General features: G+C 55.8%; 14 protein-coding genes and 3 pseudogenes. 8 read left to right on the top strand and 9 right to left on the bottom strand.

Features of this window, described 5'->3' with window-relative positions; translation table 11 throughout:
* Positions 1-78: pseudogene (locus R8O10_RS23435) on the bottom strand (SMR family transporter); the annotation flags it as partial.
* A gap of 298 nt (positions 79-376) precedes the next feature.
* On the opposite strand from R8O10_RS23435, the gene R8O10_RS23430 reads away from it, so the two are divergent.
* The 3 genes from R8O10_RS23430 to R8O10_RS23420 are packed head-to-tail and all read left to right on the top strand — an operon-like array spanning position 377 to position 2,201.
* Positions 377-1,189 carry a subclass B1 metallo-beta-lactamase NDM-1 gene (locus R8O10_RS23430; protein ID WP_004201164.1) on the top strand — a complete coding sequence of 271 codons (813 nt, stop codon included), beginning with the start codon at positions 377-379 and terminating at the stop codon, positions 1,187-1,189.
* A gap of 3 nt (positions 1,190-1,192) precedes the next feature.
* Positions 1,193-1,558 (top strand): bleomycin binding protein Ble-MBL, encoded by a 366-nt coding sequence (ble, locus tag R8O10_RS23425; protein ID WP_004201167.1) that lies wholly within the window; start codon positions 1,193-1,195, stop codon positions 1,556-1,558.
* Positions 1,559-1,562: 4 nt separating this feature from the next.
* Positions 1,563-2,201: a phosphoribosylanthranilate isomerase gene (locus tag R8O10_RS23420; RefSeq protein ID WP_004201168.1), complete on the top strand. Its 639-nt coding sequence runs from the start codon at positions 1,563-1,565 to the stop codon at positions 2,199-2,201.
* 10 nt (positions 2,202-2,211) lie between these two features.
* Here the strand turns inward: R8O10_RS23420 and R8O10_RS23415 are convergent, their stop codons facing one another.
* Together R8O10_RS23415 and cutA are read right to left on the bottom strand one after the other, a co-directional pair.
* Positions 2,212-3,243, bottom strand: a complete 1,032-nt coding sequence (locus R8O10_RS23415) for a protein-disulfide reductase DsbD domain-containing protein (RefSeq protein ID WP_004201169.1) — start codon at positions 3,241-3,243, stop codon at positions 2,212-2,214.
* 4 nt (positions 3,244-3,247) lie between these two features.
* Positions 3,248-3,577, bottom strand: a complete 330-nt coding sequence (cutA, locus tag R8O10_RS23410; RefSeq protein ID WP_004201171.1) for a divalent-cation tolerance protein CutA — start codon at positions 3,575-3,577, stop codon at positions 3,248-3,250.
* Positions 3,578-3,770: 193 nt separating this feature from the next.
* Between cutA and groES the strand changes: the two genes are divergently transcribed.
* From groES to R8O10_RS23395, 3 genes are all read left to right on the top strand, one after another.
* On the top strand, positions 3,771-4,061 hold the full coding sequence (groES, locus tag R8O10_RS23405) for a co-chaperone GroES (RefSeq protein ID WP_004201172.1): 291 nt from the start codon (positions 3,771-3,773) through the stop codon (positions 4,059-4,061).
* A 55-nt stretch (positions 4,062-4,116) separates the two neighbouring features.
* Positions 4,117-5,757 (top strand): chaperonin GroEL, encoded by a 1,641-nt coding sequence (groL, locus tag R8O10_RS23400; protein WP_004201176.1) that lies wholly within the window; start codon positions 4,117-4,119, stop codon positions 5,755-5,757.
* 224 nt (positions 5,758-5,981) lie between these two features.
* Complete coding sequence (locus R8O10_RS23395) at positions 5,982-7,475, top strand: IS91 family transposase (protein WP_043907034.1); 1,494 nt, start codon at positions 5,982-5,984, stop codon at positions 7,473-7,475.
* 210 nt (positions 7,476-7,685) lie between these two features.
* On the opposite strand, the gene R8O10_RS23390 is transcribed toward R8O10_RS23395, so the two are convergent.
* Positions 7,686-7,970 (bottom strand): hypothetical protein, encoded by a 285-nt coding sequence (locus tag R8O10_RS23390; RefSeq protein WP_015056391.1) that lies wholly within the window; start codon positions 7,968-7,970, stop codon positions 7,686-7,688.
* Positions 7,971-8,262: 292 nt separating this feature from the next.
* Here R8O10_RS23390 and R8O10_RS23385 point away from each other — a divergent pair.
* A pseudogene (locus R8O10_RS23385) lies at positions 8,263-8,835 on the top strand (IS30-like element ISAba125 family transposase); the annotation flags it as partial.
* A gap of 40 nt (positions 8,836-8,875) precedes the next feature.
* Here R8O10_RS23385 and R8O10_RS23380 read toward each other — a convergent pair.
* From R8O10_RS23380 to tnpA, 3 genes are all read right to left on the bottom strand, one after another.
* Positions 8,876-10,438 (bottom strand): IS66-like element ISAba24 family transposase, encoded by a 1,563-nt coding sequence (locus R8O10_RS23380; protein ID WP_109883205.1) that lies wholly within the window; start codon positions 10,436-10,438, stop codon positions 8,876-8,878.
* Positions 10,439-10,530: 92 nt separating this feature from the next.
* Entirely contained in the window at positions 10,531-10,887 is a 357-nt protein-coding gene (tnpB, locus tag R8O10_RS23375; RefSeq protein ID WP_000781558.1) for an IS66 family insertion sequence element accessory protein TnpB, read from the bottom strand.
* A 2-nt stretch (positions 10,888-10,889) separates the two neighbouring features.
* On the bottom strand, positions 10,890-11,174 hold the full coding sequence (tnpA, locus tag R8O10_RS23370) for an IS66 family insertion sequence element accessory protein TnpA (RefSeq protein WP_000555098.1): 285 nt from the start codon (positions 11,172-11,174) through the stop codon (positions 10,890-10,892).
* Between the two features lie 84 nt (positions 11,175-11,258).
* Here tnpA and R8O10_RS23365 point away from each other — a divergent pair.
* Positions 11,259-11,720, top strand: a pseudogene (locus tag R8O10_RS23365) (IS30-like element ISAba125 family transposase); the annotation flags it as partial.
* Positions 11,721-11,752: 32 nt separating this feature from the next.
* On the opposite strand, the gene R8O10_RS23360 reads toward R8O10_RS23365, so the two are convergent.
* A complete protein-coding gene (locus R8O10_RS23360) occupies positions 11,753-12,361 on the bottom strand; it encodes a hypothetical protein (protein WP_024160765.1) in 609 nt (202 codons plus the stop codon).
* Between the two features lie 31 nt (positions 12,362-12,392).
* Entirely contained in the window at positions 12,393-12,842 is a 450-nt protein-coding gene (locus tag R8O10_RS23355) for a hypothetical protein (RefSeq protein WP_197712034.1), read from the bottom strand.
* Between the last annotated feature and the right edge of the window lie 114 nt (positions 12,843-12,956).

Below are 12,956 nucleotides of genomic sequence, written 5' to 3'. Positions count from 1 at the left end.
GGCTGTAATTATGACGACGCCGAGTCCCGACCAGACTGCATAAGCAACACCGACAGGGATGGATTTCAGAACCAGAGCGTTAGGGAAGGTGCGAATAAGTCACCAAGTACAAAAATACGCCTTTGTAAGCATTTGAATTAAATCGACTAAAATTTTCAGTTTTGTTGTGGAGGGTACTTGTTCTCACCTTCCTTAGATTGGCTTACACCATTAGAGAAATTTGCTCAGCTTGTTGATTATCATATGGCTTTTGAAACTGTCGCACCTCATGTTTGAATTCGCCCCATATTTTTGCTACAGTGAACCAAATTAAGATCATCTATTTACTAGGCCTCGCATTTGCGGGGTTTTTAATGCTGAATAAAAGGAAAACTTGATGGAATTGCCCAATATTATGCACCCGGTCGCGAAGCTGAGCACCGCATTAGCCGCTGCATTGATGCTGAGCGGGTGCATGCCCGGTGAAATCCGCCCGACGATTGGCCAGCAAATGGAAACTGGCGACCAACGGTTTGGCGATCTGGTTTTCCGCCAGCTCGCACCGAATGTCTGGCAGCACACTTCCTATCTCGACATGCCGGGTTTCGGGGCAGTCGCTTCCAACGGTTTGATCGTCAGGGATGGCGGCCGCGTGCTGGTGGTCGATACCGCCTGGACCGATGACCAGACCGCCCAGATCCTCAACTGGATCAAGCAGGAGATCAACCTGCCGGTCGCGCTGGCGGTGGTGACTCACGCGCATCAGGACAAGATGGGCGGTATGGACGCGCTGCATGCGGCGGGGATTGCGACTTATGCCAATGCGTTGTCGAACCAGCTTGCCCCGCAAGAGGGGATGGTTGCGGCGCAACACAGCCTGACTTTCGCCGCCAATGGCTGGGTCGAACCAGCAACCGCGCCCAACTTTGGCCCGCTCAAGGTATTTTACCCCGGCCCCGGCCACACCAGTGACAATATCACCGTTGGGATCGACGGCACCGACATCGCTTTTGGTGGCTGCCTGATCAAGGACAGCAAGGCCAAGTCGCTCGGCAATCTCGGTGATGCCGACACTGAGCACTACGCCGCGTCAGCGCGCGCGTTTGGTGCGGCGTTCCCCAAGGCCAGCATGATCGTGATGAGCCATTCCGCCCCCGATAGCCGCGCCGCAATCACTCATACGGCCCGCATGGCCGACAAGCTGCGCTGAGCCATGGCTGACCACGTCACCCCCAATCTGCCATCGCGCGATTTCGATGTGACAGAGGCGTTTTATGCGAAGCTGGGCTTTGCGACGAGTTGGAAGGATCGCGGCTGGATGATCCTGCAGCGCGGCGGTTTGCAGCTCGAATTCTTCCCCTATCCTGACCTCGACCCAGCTACGAGCTCGTTCGGCTGTTGCCTGCGGTTGGATGATCTCGATGCCATGGTGGCATTGGTGAACGCGGCGGGAGCCGAGGAAAAAAGCACCGGCTGGCCGCGCTTCAAAGCTCCGCAACTGGAGGCGAGCGGCCTGAGGATCGGCTACCTGATCGATCCCGACTGCACGCTGGTGCGGCTGATCCAGAACCCCGACTGACCGCATGCCCGCGAAAATCAAGATTTGCGGGATCAGCACACCCGAGGCGCTCGATGCGACCATCGCGGCGCGGGCGGACTATGCCGGGTTGGTGTTCTATCCAGCGTCGCCCCGTGCGGTTACGTCGAATGTCGCGGGCGCTTTGACATCGCGCGCAGCTGGCCAGATCGCCATGGTCGGTTTGTTCGTCGATGCGGATGATGCTGTCATCGCCGACGCACTGGTGGCAGCCAAGCTGAACGCGCTGCAGCTGCACGGTTCGGAATCGCCCGAACGCGTGGCCCAGTTGCGCGCGCGGTTTGGCAAGCCGGTGTGGAAGGCGCTGCCCGTCGCCAGCGCCAGCGATGTCGCACGCGCCGCAGCCTATGCCGGGGCGGCGGACTTGATCTTGTTCGACGCCAAGACCCCCAAAGGCGCGCTGCCCGGCGGCATGGGGTTGGCGTTCGACTGGTCGCTGCTGGCCGGATATCGCGGTGCCTTGCCGTGGGGGCTGGCAGGCGGGCTAAATCCGACGAATGTTGCCGAGGCGATTGCGCGCACCGGAGCGCCGCTGGTCGATACCTCCAGCGGCGTCGAAAGCGCGCCGGGCGTCAAGGATACCGACAAGATTACCAATTTCGCCTTTGCGGTGCGCTTGGCCTAAATCGCGTCGATCAATAGGCGTCGTTCAGCGCAAAGATCGGCTTGCGGGTGCGCCACTGCCCTCGGGTGAAGTCGGGAAAATCTAACGTGCGATTGCCCTCAGCAATCGATTGTTCCGACAGAGGCGTGATCGCGCTCCAGGCCAGCGCGTCGTAAATGTCGATTGGCATCGGGGCCTTGGCCTTCAGCGCCTCGACAAAAGCGTGGATCACGAACCAGTCCATCCCGCCATGCCCGGCCCCTGCCGCCAGATCGGCGTAGCGTTTCCATAGCGGGTGATCGTATTTCGCAAACCAGCCCTCGGCAGGCTCCCAGCGGTGCGGCTGTGGGCTCTTGCCCTCCAGATAGATCGACTTGTTGACGTCCATCCACAGCCCCTCGGTGCCTTGCACCCGAAAGCCGAGAGAATAGGGGCGCGGCAGCGAGGTGTCGTGGCACAGCATGATCGTTTCACCATTAGTGCAGCCGATCATGGTGTTGACCACATCACCCAGTGCGAATTTCACCTCGGCGTTGGGATGATCGGCAGAGCCGTTCTTGACGACATAATCATGCAGCCCGCGCGCCTTACAGCCGAAGCCGCCAGCGCCCGCTTCGCCCGGCAACGCGACCTTCAGGGTGCGGGTCTGCGGCGGGTAGCACACGCCGGCATCGGCGCAGCCCTGGTACTTCACGGTCAGGGTGGTCGCGCTCGCGCCGGCCGCGGGCGTGCCGGTGAGGGTGCCGAGCAATTCCTTGCGGTAGGTTTCGACGTCGCCGAAGAATTCGTCGCGGTAGGCCTTGCCCTTCGGCAGCGCCATGGTCGCGCCGGTGAAGGCGGCATCGGCCTTGACCGAGGTGCGGTGCCGGTACAGGTAATAGCCGTCGGCGATCCGCCAGCGCACCTCGATGCGGTCCGGCGCGGTGGCCTGCGCGGACAGGACGAAGACCTCGTCGACCGGCGGCAGTTCGAAGTCCTGGGCGACGGCCGAGGTCGCGGGCAGCGCAAGCAGCAGGGCGAGCCCGGCCAGCCAGCGGCGCAGGCGGATCGTGGATGCGGTCATTGGCTCAGTTTACCGGTCGGCTCTCGGCGGCCAGCCATTGCAGGTATTCGGGCAGGCCGGACGCGGCTTCGACCGCGAGCAGCTCCGGGAGTTCGTAGGGATGCAGTTGGCGCAGGCGTTCCTGCAGGGCGGGGTAGGCCTCGGCACTGGTCTTGACCAGCAGCAGGACCTCGGCCGCGGCCTCGACCTTGCGTTGCCAGCGATAGACCGAACGCAGGCCGGGCAGGAGGTTGACGCAGGCGGCCAGGCGCTCGGCCACCAGCGCGGTGGCGATGCGCTCGGCGCTGTCGGCGTCGGGACAGGTGCAGAAGCAGATCAGGGCGCTCACCGGCATAGGGTAGCGGCTGCCCCGATCCGGCGGGCCTGGCGGACATCCGCGTGCGGCCCTTGAAAGTCGGCGGGCCCGCCCCATCTCGGTGGCATGCCGGGTTCGCCCGGTTCTGTTGTCCGCGGTTTGGCACTCGCTTCGCGCGACTGCTAAAATCGCCGGGTTTTTCCACGTCAATCAACCATTTACCGAGGTTGCCATGTCCAATATCAAGCCGCTGCACGACCGCGTGGTCATCAAGCGCATGGAAGAAGAGAAGCTGTCCGCCGGCGGGATCGTGATCCCGGATTCGGCCACCGAGAAGCCGATCAAGGGCGAAGTCGTCGCCGTCGGCACCGGCAAGGTGCTGGACAACGGCCAGGTCCGCGCGCCGCAGGTCAAGGTCGGCGACAAGGTGCTGTTCGGCAAGTACAGCGGCACCGAAGTGAAGCTGGACGGCGTCGAGCTGCTGGTGGTGAAGGAAGACGACCTGTTCGCGATCCTCGGCTGATCGCGCGTCGCTCCCACACATTTCTCATCCGAATAATTTTTCGAGGTAATTCGCAATGGCTGCCAAGGACATTCGTTTCGGCGAAGACGCGCGCTCCAAGATGGTGCGCGGCGTCAACGTGCTCGCCAACGCCGTGAAGGCGACCCTCGGCCCGAAGGGCCGCAACGTCGTGCTGCAGAAGAGCTACGGCGCGCCGACCATCACCAAGGACGGCGTCTCCGTCGCCAAGGAAATCGAACTGGCTGACGCGTTCGAGAACATGGGCGCGCAGATGGTGAAGGAAGTCGCTTCCAAGACCTCCGACAACGCCGGCGACGGCACCACCACCGCCACCGTGCTGGCGCAGGCGTTCATCCGCGAGGGCATGAAGGCGGTCGCCGCCGGCATGAACCCGATGGACCTGAAGCGCGGCATCGACCAGGCGGTGAAGGCCGCGGTCGGCGAACTGAAGTCGCTGTCCAAGCCGTCGTCGACCAGCAAGGAAATCGCCCAGGTCGGCGCGATCTCCGCGAACTCGGATGCCAACATCGGCGACCTGATCGCGCAGGCGATGGACAAGGTCGGCAAGGAAGGCGTGATCACGGTCGAGGAAGGCAGCGGCCTGGACAACGAACTCGACGTGGTCGAGGGCATGCAGTTCGACCGCGGCTACCTGAGCCCGTACTTCGTCAACAACCAGCAGTCGATGTCGGCCGACCTGGATGATCCCTTCATCCTGCTGTACGACAAGAAGATCTCCAACGTGCGCGACCTGCTGCCCGTCCTCGAGGGCGTGGCCAAGGCCGGCAAGCCGCTGCTGATCGTGGCGGAGGAAGTCGAAGGCGAAGCGCTGGCGACCCTGGTGGTCAACACCATCCGCGGCATCGTCAAGGTCTGCGCGGTGAAGGCCCCGGGCTTCGGCGACCGTCGCAAGGCGATGCTGGAAGACATGGCGATCCTGACCGGCGGCGTGGTGATTTCCGAGGAAGTCGGCCTGTCGCTGGAGAAGGCCACCATCAAGGACCTCGGCCGCGCCAAGAAGATCCAGGTGTCGAAGGAAAACACCACCATCATCGATGGCGCCGGCGAAGGCGCGGGCATCGAGGCGCGCATCAAGCAGATCAAGGCGCAGATCGAGGAGACCTCCTCCGACTACGACCGCGAGAAGCTGCAGGAGCGCGTGGCCAAGCTGGCCGGCGGCGTTGCGGTGATCAAGGTCGGTGCCGCCACCGAAGTCGAGATGAAGGAAAAGAAGGCGCGCGTCGAAGACGCCCTGCACGCGACCCGTGCGGCCGTCGAGGAAGGCATCGTCCCGGGCGGCGGCGTCGCCCTGATCCGTGCCAAGGCGGCGATCGCCGGCATCAAGGGCGTGAACGAAGACCAGAACCACGGCATCCAGATCGCCCTGCGCGCGATGGAAGCCCCGCTGCGCGAGATCGTGACCAATGCCGGCGATGAGCCGTCGGTCATCCTCAACCGCGTGGTCGAAGGTTCGGGTGCGTTCGGCTACAACGCCGCCAACGGCGAGTTCGGCGACATGATCGAGTTCGGCATCCTGGACCCGACCAAGGTCACCCGCACCGCGCTGCAGAACGCCGCGTCGATCGCGGGCCTGATGATCACCACCGAAGCGATGGTGGCCGAGGCCCCGAAGAAGGACGAGCCGGCGATGCCGGCCGGCGGCGGCATGGGCGGCATGGGCGGCATGGATTTCTAAGCCCCGCGATCCATCAAGCAAGACCACAAAGCCCGGCCTCGTGCCGGGCTTTGTGCGTTCTGGCGTCCGAGGCGGGAGACTTCCTACCCGCCCCGCGGCAATGTCTGACGCGAAGATCAGAAAACGCCGATATGAACGCGTGCTCGCGGGCGCAACCCTGAGCAGCCGTCCCTGCAACGGAGCGCTGCGTGCCGCGCCTGACCGCACCCCGGCGGCAGGCCGAGGTGTGCGCGCCACTGCCGGCCGCCCACGCCGCTGCGCGTTACGCGCGCCACCTGCCCGAGCGCACGCTGCTGTACGCGCTAGTGCAGGCGCACTACCCGGACTTCATCGCGCGTCTTGAGGCCGAAGACCGCCCGCTGCCCGAGTATGTGCGCGAGGAGTTCGAGACCTACCTGCGCTGCGGCGTGCTCGAGCACGGCTTCCTGCGCGTGGTCTGCGAGCACTGTCGTGCCGAGAGGCTGGTGGCGTATTCCTGCAAGAAGCGCGGGCTGTGCCCGAGCTGCGGCGCACGGCGCATGGCCGAGTCGGCGCGGCATCTGGTGGACGAGGTGTTCGGCCCGCGGCCGGTGCGGCAATGGGTGCTGAGTTTCCCGTACCCGTTGCGCTTCCTGTTCGCCAGCAAGCCTGAGGCGATCGGCCCGGTGCTGGGCATCGTGCATCGTGTGATCGCCGGTTGGCTTGCCGATCAGGCCGGCGTGCCGCGGGATACGGCGCAATGCGGCGTGGTGACCCTGATCCAGCGCTTCGGCAGCGCGCTGAATCTCAACATCCACTTCCACATGCTGTGGCTCGACGGCGTGTACGAGGACACCACCGAGCGTCCGCAGCGCAAGCCGCGCCTGCACCGCACCCGTGCGCCCACATCGGCGCAACTGACGGAACTGGCCAACACCATCGCGCATCGCGTGTGCCGGCACCTGTCGCGCCGCGGCTGGCTCGAAGGCGAAGACGAATCCGTGTTCCTGTCCGACAGCGCGGGTAGCGACGACGGCATGGATGGGCTGCGGATGAGTTCGATGACCTACCGCATCGCCACCGGTCGCGACGCTGGCCGCAAGGTCGTCACGCTGCAAACGCTGCCTGGCGACGCCGGTCCGCTGGAGGGCGACGCCGGCAAGGTCGGCGGCTTCTCGCTGCATGCCGGCGTGGCCGCGGAAGCACACGAAAGCCACAAGCTCGAAAAGCTGTGCCGCTACATCACGCGCCCGGCGATCAGCGAGCAGCGGCTATCGATCTCGCCACAGGGCAGGGTGCGTTACCAGCTCAAGACGCCGTGGCGCAATGGCACCACGCATGTCGAATGGGATGCGGTGGACTTCATCGCCAAGCTGGCGGCACTGGTCCCGCCGCCACGCGCGCATCTCACCCGCTTCCACGGCGTATTCGCCCCGAATGCAAACCTGCGCGCGCAGCTGACGCCCTCGGGGCGCGGCAGGCGGCCTGCGGGCGATGCGGCGCCAGTGGACGTCAGCGCCCACGACGAGCCGCGCAGCCCCGAGCAGAAGCGCCGTGCGATGAGCTGGGCGCAACGGCTCAAGCGGGTCTTTTCCATCGACATCACCACCTGCGCCCACTGCGGCGGCGCGGTGCGGATCGTCGCCAGCATCGAAGACCCCAAGGCCATTCGCGCCATCCTCGCCCACTTCGAGAAACACGGCGCGCTGGAGCAAGCGCACTACCGGCCCGCAGCGCGCGCCCCGCCGCCCGCCGCGTGATGAGGCGCCGGCCACACAGCCGGCAGCCAAGCCAGAGTCCGATCCGATGCGGCCACGACCCCGCAGGGCTGCGCTCGGCCCTGTGCCGGGATTCGGTGAGAAATGGCTACGCACTGAGCCGCTGCGTGGCCCCGCGATGTCGAAAACCCACGCATGAACCCCCGATCTGTGCCCGATCTGTGCCCAAAGCGGCGCTTGCGCGGCCGCTTCCTACCCGCCAGACTCGCCAAAAAGGGCGGTTGAACTTCCTATACCCATATCCCACTTTAGGTTTGGCAGCACCTTTTCAATCAGGTGGTTGTTTACACCAATCCAGCTATTGGCCAATTGAATATTGGTTTCGTCTACTTTTTTTGATTTTTTAAACAGCTTGGTAAAACCGAGTGCCAAAACAGGGGGACCATGTAAAAACGTGCTTCCTGTAATGACTGAACCAACTGTGAGTCCTTTACTGACTTTTTGCAATAAGGATGCTTTTTTATGAGCAGTAGACATAAATCTAACCTTGAGTGTAGAGATTTAAAAAAATGTTCCAACTATAAACAACGGAAATTGAAATACAATTGTATATTTGAAGATGTTGACATTTTTTATGGATTTACCCATTTTCTGCAATTTTAATCCACTTTATCATAAGTGAAGCATTGGTATTTGGTGTATAAAGTTCTTAAAAACTTTTATTGAAACATATATCTCATGTTTTTAGAAATCCGATAAATTGAAAACAATGGAGGGCAGAGTAAAACTTGAAGTGCGACATAAACCACCTAATTAATTTAAAGGGTTTATGGAGTATATAAAATTGTCATACCATCATCTTAACTTTGAAGATCGTACTGCATTAATGCTTGAGTCAAGAAAAGAAGGCTTTTCAGCCAGAAAATTTGCTGAACTCATTAAAAGACATCCTAGTACGATCTATCGTGAGCTTAAAAGAAATAGCATCAATGACGTTTATCAAGCTCGATATGCTTCTGATAACACCTTCGCTAGACGTAGACGTGGTCACAGAAAACTCAAAATCGATTCAATCCTCTGGAAATTTATTGTTGAAGCGATCCGTTGTTTATGGTCTCCTCAGCAAATAGCAAAGCGTTTAAAGACATTTCCTGATTTGGATCAAACAATGAATGTAAGCCATACAACGATTTATTCAACGATACGAGCATTACCAAAGGGTGAGTTGAAAAAAGACTTATTATCCTGTCTACGTCATGAAAATAAAAAGCGAAAAGCTAACGGTGAACCTAAAAAAGATTCTATATTACAGGATATTAAAACTATTCATGAGCGCCCAGCCGAAGTTCAAGAAAGAAAAATACCGGGTCATTGGGAAGCTGATTTAATTAAAGGTAAAGAGTAAGCGTAACACCAACCACACCTTGCGGTGTGGCTGTTGATCAGTAAGGCAGTAGTTGTTGCAATTGCTCGTGGGTATTGGCTTTGGGCAACTCTGTCAGCAACCGGCATAAGTAATCATAGGGTTCCAGACCATTGATTTTGGCGGTTTCGACCAAGCTGTACAATGCGGCACTGGCCTGTGCACCCGACTTGGTATTGGCAAACAGCCATGCCTTGCGACCAATCACGAACGGTTTGATGGCGCGCTCAGCGCGATTGTTGTCGATATTCAACCTGCCATCATCCAGATAGCGCATCAGCTTGGGCCACTGGTTCAGGCTATACGTAATAGCGGCTCCCAGTAAACTTTCTTTCGTGACACTCTCGCTTGATTTATCCAGCCAGCTTTTGAATTGTTCTAACAGTGGCTTGGCTAGCGTTTGTCTGGCGTCATATTTCTTATCAGGCGGCACGGTTTTTAATTGACTCTCCAGTGCATAGAGTTTCTGGATATGGTTAAGGGCCACATCCGCCTTACCCGTTTTGCCTTTACCCTGCGCTTTTTGTGCTTCAACGAACTTACGTCTGGCATGTGCCCAGCAGCCGACTAAGGTCGCGTGGGTTTTCTCATATCCGGCATAACCATCAACCTGCAGATAGCCGGCAAACCCCGCCAGGAAGTCGGTGGGATGTATGCTGCTGCGACTATCCTGATAATCAAACAGCACCAGTTTGGGGCCAGTACTTTGCTCTAAGCCACAGCCATACACCCACATGTAGCAGGTGCTTTTCTCAACATCCAGCACATTAACCGTGGTTTCATCTGCCCATAGCACCGGCTGTTTCAGAAGCTCAGCTTTCATTAACGCCAGTAACGGTTTCAGTTTCTCTGCACAGCTTATCAGCCAGCGGCTCATCGTTTGACGGCTAAGCTCAATGCCTGCCTGATTAAACAACTGCTCCTGACGGTACAGCGGCAAGCCATAGTGCATTTTGCTGCTGATGATTTGGGCAAGTAGACTCGGTGTGGTCATGCTTTTCGGGATAACCGCCGGTGGCACATCGGCAATTTTTATCTCGACCTTGGTGCCGTTGGTCTCACACTGCCGGCAGCTGTATTTCAGCCGCACGTTTCTCAGCACCCGGATTTGTGCTGGCACGAATTCAATTTGCTCACTGACTTCTTCACCCATTTTATGCAGCGCATGGCCGCAGCAGGCACAGGTTTTATCGTCAATGTCATGGATAACATCAACGCGCGGCAGCTCAGGGGCAATCCTTGGTCGGCGTGGCTTAGCGGCGGGTTTCTCAGCGCTCTCGGTCGTCTGATTATCTGGCTCTGTCGCTACTGACTCGTCTTCAATCAGCTGTTCGGCCTCATTTAAGACTTCGCCATCACCTTCGTAGGTCTCGCTGCTGGGGCTAAATTTCTGGTACTTCTTCAGGTTGTAACGCTCCAGCAATTGCTGCAGCTTGTCCGACAGTTGCTGGTTAACCCGCTCTAATTTGGCGATGCGTTTATCTTTTTGTGCCAGTTTCCGCTCAAGCTTTTGCGTCTGCTCAAGCAGCATTTTCTTGAGCAGTTCAACATCATCAGGTAAGGATTGAGGTGTCTTTTTCATGGCCGCTATTGTAACGGCCAATTGGGCTAAGTGCTTGGTAAGATTTAGATTGTTTTGGATGCGATCACAAGGATTTATAGCCGATCGTCATATCAGCCCACACTCTGGTAATGCAGTGGCTGATGGGCGGTGATTTTTTGAATATCGACACCTTGCAACAGCCAATGCCACTGTTGTTCGCTAATAGACAGGATTTTGCCAGGCATCTGCCTTGGCCAGCGGAACTTGTCTTTTTCAAGCCGTTTGTACCATAGGCAAAACCCGGTGCTATCCCAGTACAGTACTTTTAACCGGGTACGCTGCTGATTGCAAAATACAAACAGTGCGCCACTAAAAGGCGAGAGCTGCATCTCTTGCTCAACTAGCAACGATAAACCATTAATAGATTTACGAAAGTCGACCGGCTGTTTATGCAAATAGACCTGGGGCACATCAAGAAACATTTTCATGGTCAGAGCGCTCTGAGCAAGGCCGCTAACCACAGCACATCAGTGCCGGCTGGAAACTGCAATTCCACATCACGCTTACGTAGTAAAATGGATTTATTCAGCTGCAAGCCCTGTGGCGTCAGCTCAATAAAGCCACCGTCATCATCCTGAAACGCCAACAATTGTCTCTTGCGATAACTAAAATATGTAGGAATGATGCCCTGACGTTTTGCAAATTCAGTTTGGGTGAGGCCACTTTGGGCTTGCTCGGCGAATAAAGCGAACCATTGTTCTTTGGTGCGGTGCATGATGATTACCCTGGCAGTTGATAATGGCAGACAGGGTAAAGTTGATCAGTTAGGATTGGAATGTGTGGTTGGCGTTACGCTTACGGTAAAGACAATAAAAGTTCGATAGCAACACTTATTGAACGAAATACACGGCTCTGTATCTTGGCAACATTACCTGATGCAAAGGCAGAATCAGTGCGCAAGGCTTTAACTGAAGCTCTGAAATATTTACCTGCAGAACTGCGTAAAACGTTGACCTATGACCGTGGACGTGAGATGTCAGAACATAAAATACTCGAAGAAGATTTAGGCATAGATGTATATTTCTGTGACCCACATTCACCCTGGCAAAAAGGCACATGCGAAAATATGAATGGTTTAATTAGGCAATATTTACCTAAAGGGATTGATTTAAATCAGGCAGATCAGCATTATTTAAATCAAGTTGCCATGTCACTGAATACTCGTCCTAGAAAAGCGTTAGATTGGCTTACACCATTAGAGAAATTTGCTCAGCTTGTTGATTATCATATGGCTTTTGAAACTGTCGCACCTCATGTTTGAATTCGCCCATCTTTTTGAGTTCTAGTTAATGATTAAATATATTCTTCAACCGTACTGGTCATACGTTTTTTCATTTTGTAAGGCTTGTAATGAGGAACATAACAAGGCTTGCAAACTGCTTCATAGGTTTTGGTATCAGAATGATAATAAAAGCGATCCAGTGGTTCATAGCCATTGCAATGATGGCAATAACGCTCAAAACCCAATGAAGTGAAGATCATCTTCTGCACAAATGCTTGTTTTTTATGTTTTGCTTTAAGTGTAGGTGAGTTTTTGACTTCACAAGAACAGATATAATCTTGGTAGTTATCGAACTCTGGTGCTTCTTGGTGTATGTGAACAAACCGATTTATAACTTTTGGATCAAAAATATTCCATTGTTGGTCATGTTCTGAAAATAGGAAATATCCATCTGCACCTGATGGCATTTCTTTACTGTATTTCGAGTAATGGATAACATGTTTTTCCGTTGGCTCAAAGTCATTCAGGAACATTCTCAAGGTATTGAGGTTCGGGAATTGGACTTTCATTAACTGTGCTTGAGTCACCAGATTGGATCTTGATTCGTAGTTCACCAGAACCATAATTTTACGGCTTTTGTCGATTCTGCCGATGATGTAATTATAGATATGATCAGACATTGTATTTTCTCCTATTCTATAGAGATCCATGTTAAGAACATGGATCATTCCCAAAAAATGCAATGAGATCGTTGCTCTGGTAGCTAAACTGCAATTCGGTGTAGTCCATTTTCAGTGTGCTATCTAAGTACGGTGTAATGTCGAGTTGCACGAATGAATCAATAAATTCACTTTCTGCGCCATACGCATCTATTGAGCCTTTGAACAGCTCCAGTACATTGCATGTTACATAGTCGCCAATTTCTGATTTATGTGTCTTACATGATGGTAGTAGTGCCAAGTCATTCAGGATCACTTGAACATGAGTGCCATCATATGAGCCTTGATATAGGCTGTAATATTTTTCAGGATTCAAGATACATTCAAGAACTAAATCAAAGTTGTTGCTGTAAGAGTTACGCGTAGCGACATATACACTTTCTGCTACTGGCTTTTCGACTTTGGTGAGTGTGATTGAGTCTGAATGCTCATGAGCGAACAAAATAGGGTCGTCTACGTCTTGTTCTTCATCTGGCTCAGGGTATAGGAAGTATAAACCACCTTTTTGCTCCTCATCCGAAGTATCTTACCTGAAATTCCCTCACTCGTTTACCGC

The organism is Vibrio sp. 1727 (assembly GCF_033344415.1).
Taxonomy (GTDB): domain Bacteria; phylum Pseudomonadota; class Gammaproteobacteria; order Enterobacterales; family Vibrionaceae; genus Vibrio; species Vibrio alginolyticus.
Note: the sequence above shows the minus strand (reverse complement) of the source record. Positions and strands in the feature narration are given on the sequence as shown.

Coding starts and splice junctions, on each gene's coding strand:
- tnpB (WP_000781558.1), bottom strand. CDS start 10,887: ATGAAAATGTTTCTTGATGTGCCCCAGGTCTATTTGCATAAACAGCCG.
- R8O10_RS23420 (WP_004201168.1), top strand. CDS start 1,563: ATGCCCGCGAAAATCAAGATTTGCGGGATCAGCACACCCGAGGCGCTC.
- ble (WP_004201167.1), top strand. CDS start 1,193: ATGGCTGACCACGTCACCCCCAATCTGCCATCGCGCGATTTCGATGTG.
- R8O10_RS23360 (WP_024160765.1), bottom strand. CDS start 12,361: ATGTCTGATCATATCTATAATTACATCATCGGCAGAATCGACAAAAGC.
- R8O10_RS23430 (WP_004201164.1), top strand. CDS start 377: ATGGAATTGCCCAATATTATGCACCCGGTCGCGAAGCTGAGCACCGCA.
- tnpA (WP_000555098.1), bottom strand. CDS start 11,174: ATGCACCGCACCAAAGAACAATGGTTCGCTTTATTCGCCGAGCAAGCC.
- R8O10_RS23380 (WP_109883205.1), bottom strand. CDS start 10,438: ATGAAAAAGACACCTCAATCCTTACCTGATGATGTTGAACTGCTCAAG.
- R8O10_RS23390 (WP_015056391.1), bottom strand. CDS start 7,970: ATGTCTACTGCTCATAAAAAAGCATCCTTATTGCAAAAAGTCAGTAAA.
- R8O10_RS23415 (WP_004201169.1), bottom strand. CDS start 3,243: ATGACCGCATCCACGATCCGCCTGCGCCGCTGGCTGGCCGGGCTCGCC.
- groL (WP_004201176.1), top strand. CDS start 4,117: ATGGCTGCCAAGGACATTCGTTTCGGCGAAGACGCGCGCTCCAAGATG.
- groES (WP_004201172.1), top strand. CDS start 3,771: ATGTCCAATATCAAGCCGCTGCACGACCGCGTGGTCATCAAGCGCATG.
- cutA (WP_004201171.1), bottom strand. CDS start 3,577: ATGCCGGTGAGCGCCCTGATCTGCTTCTGCACCTGTCCCGACGCCGAC.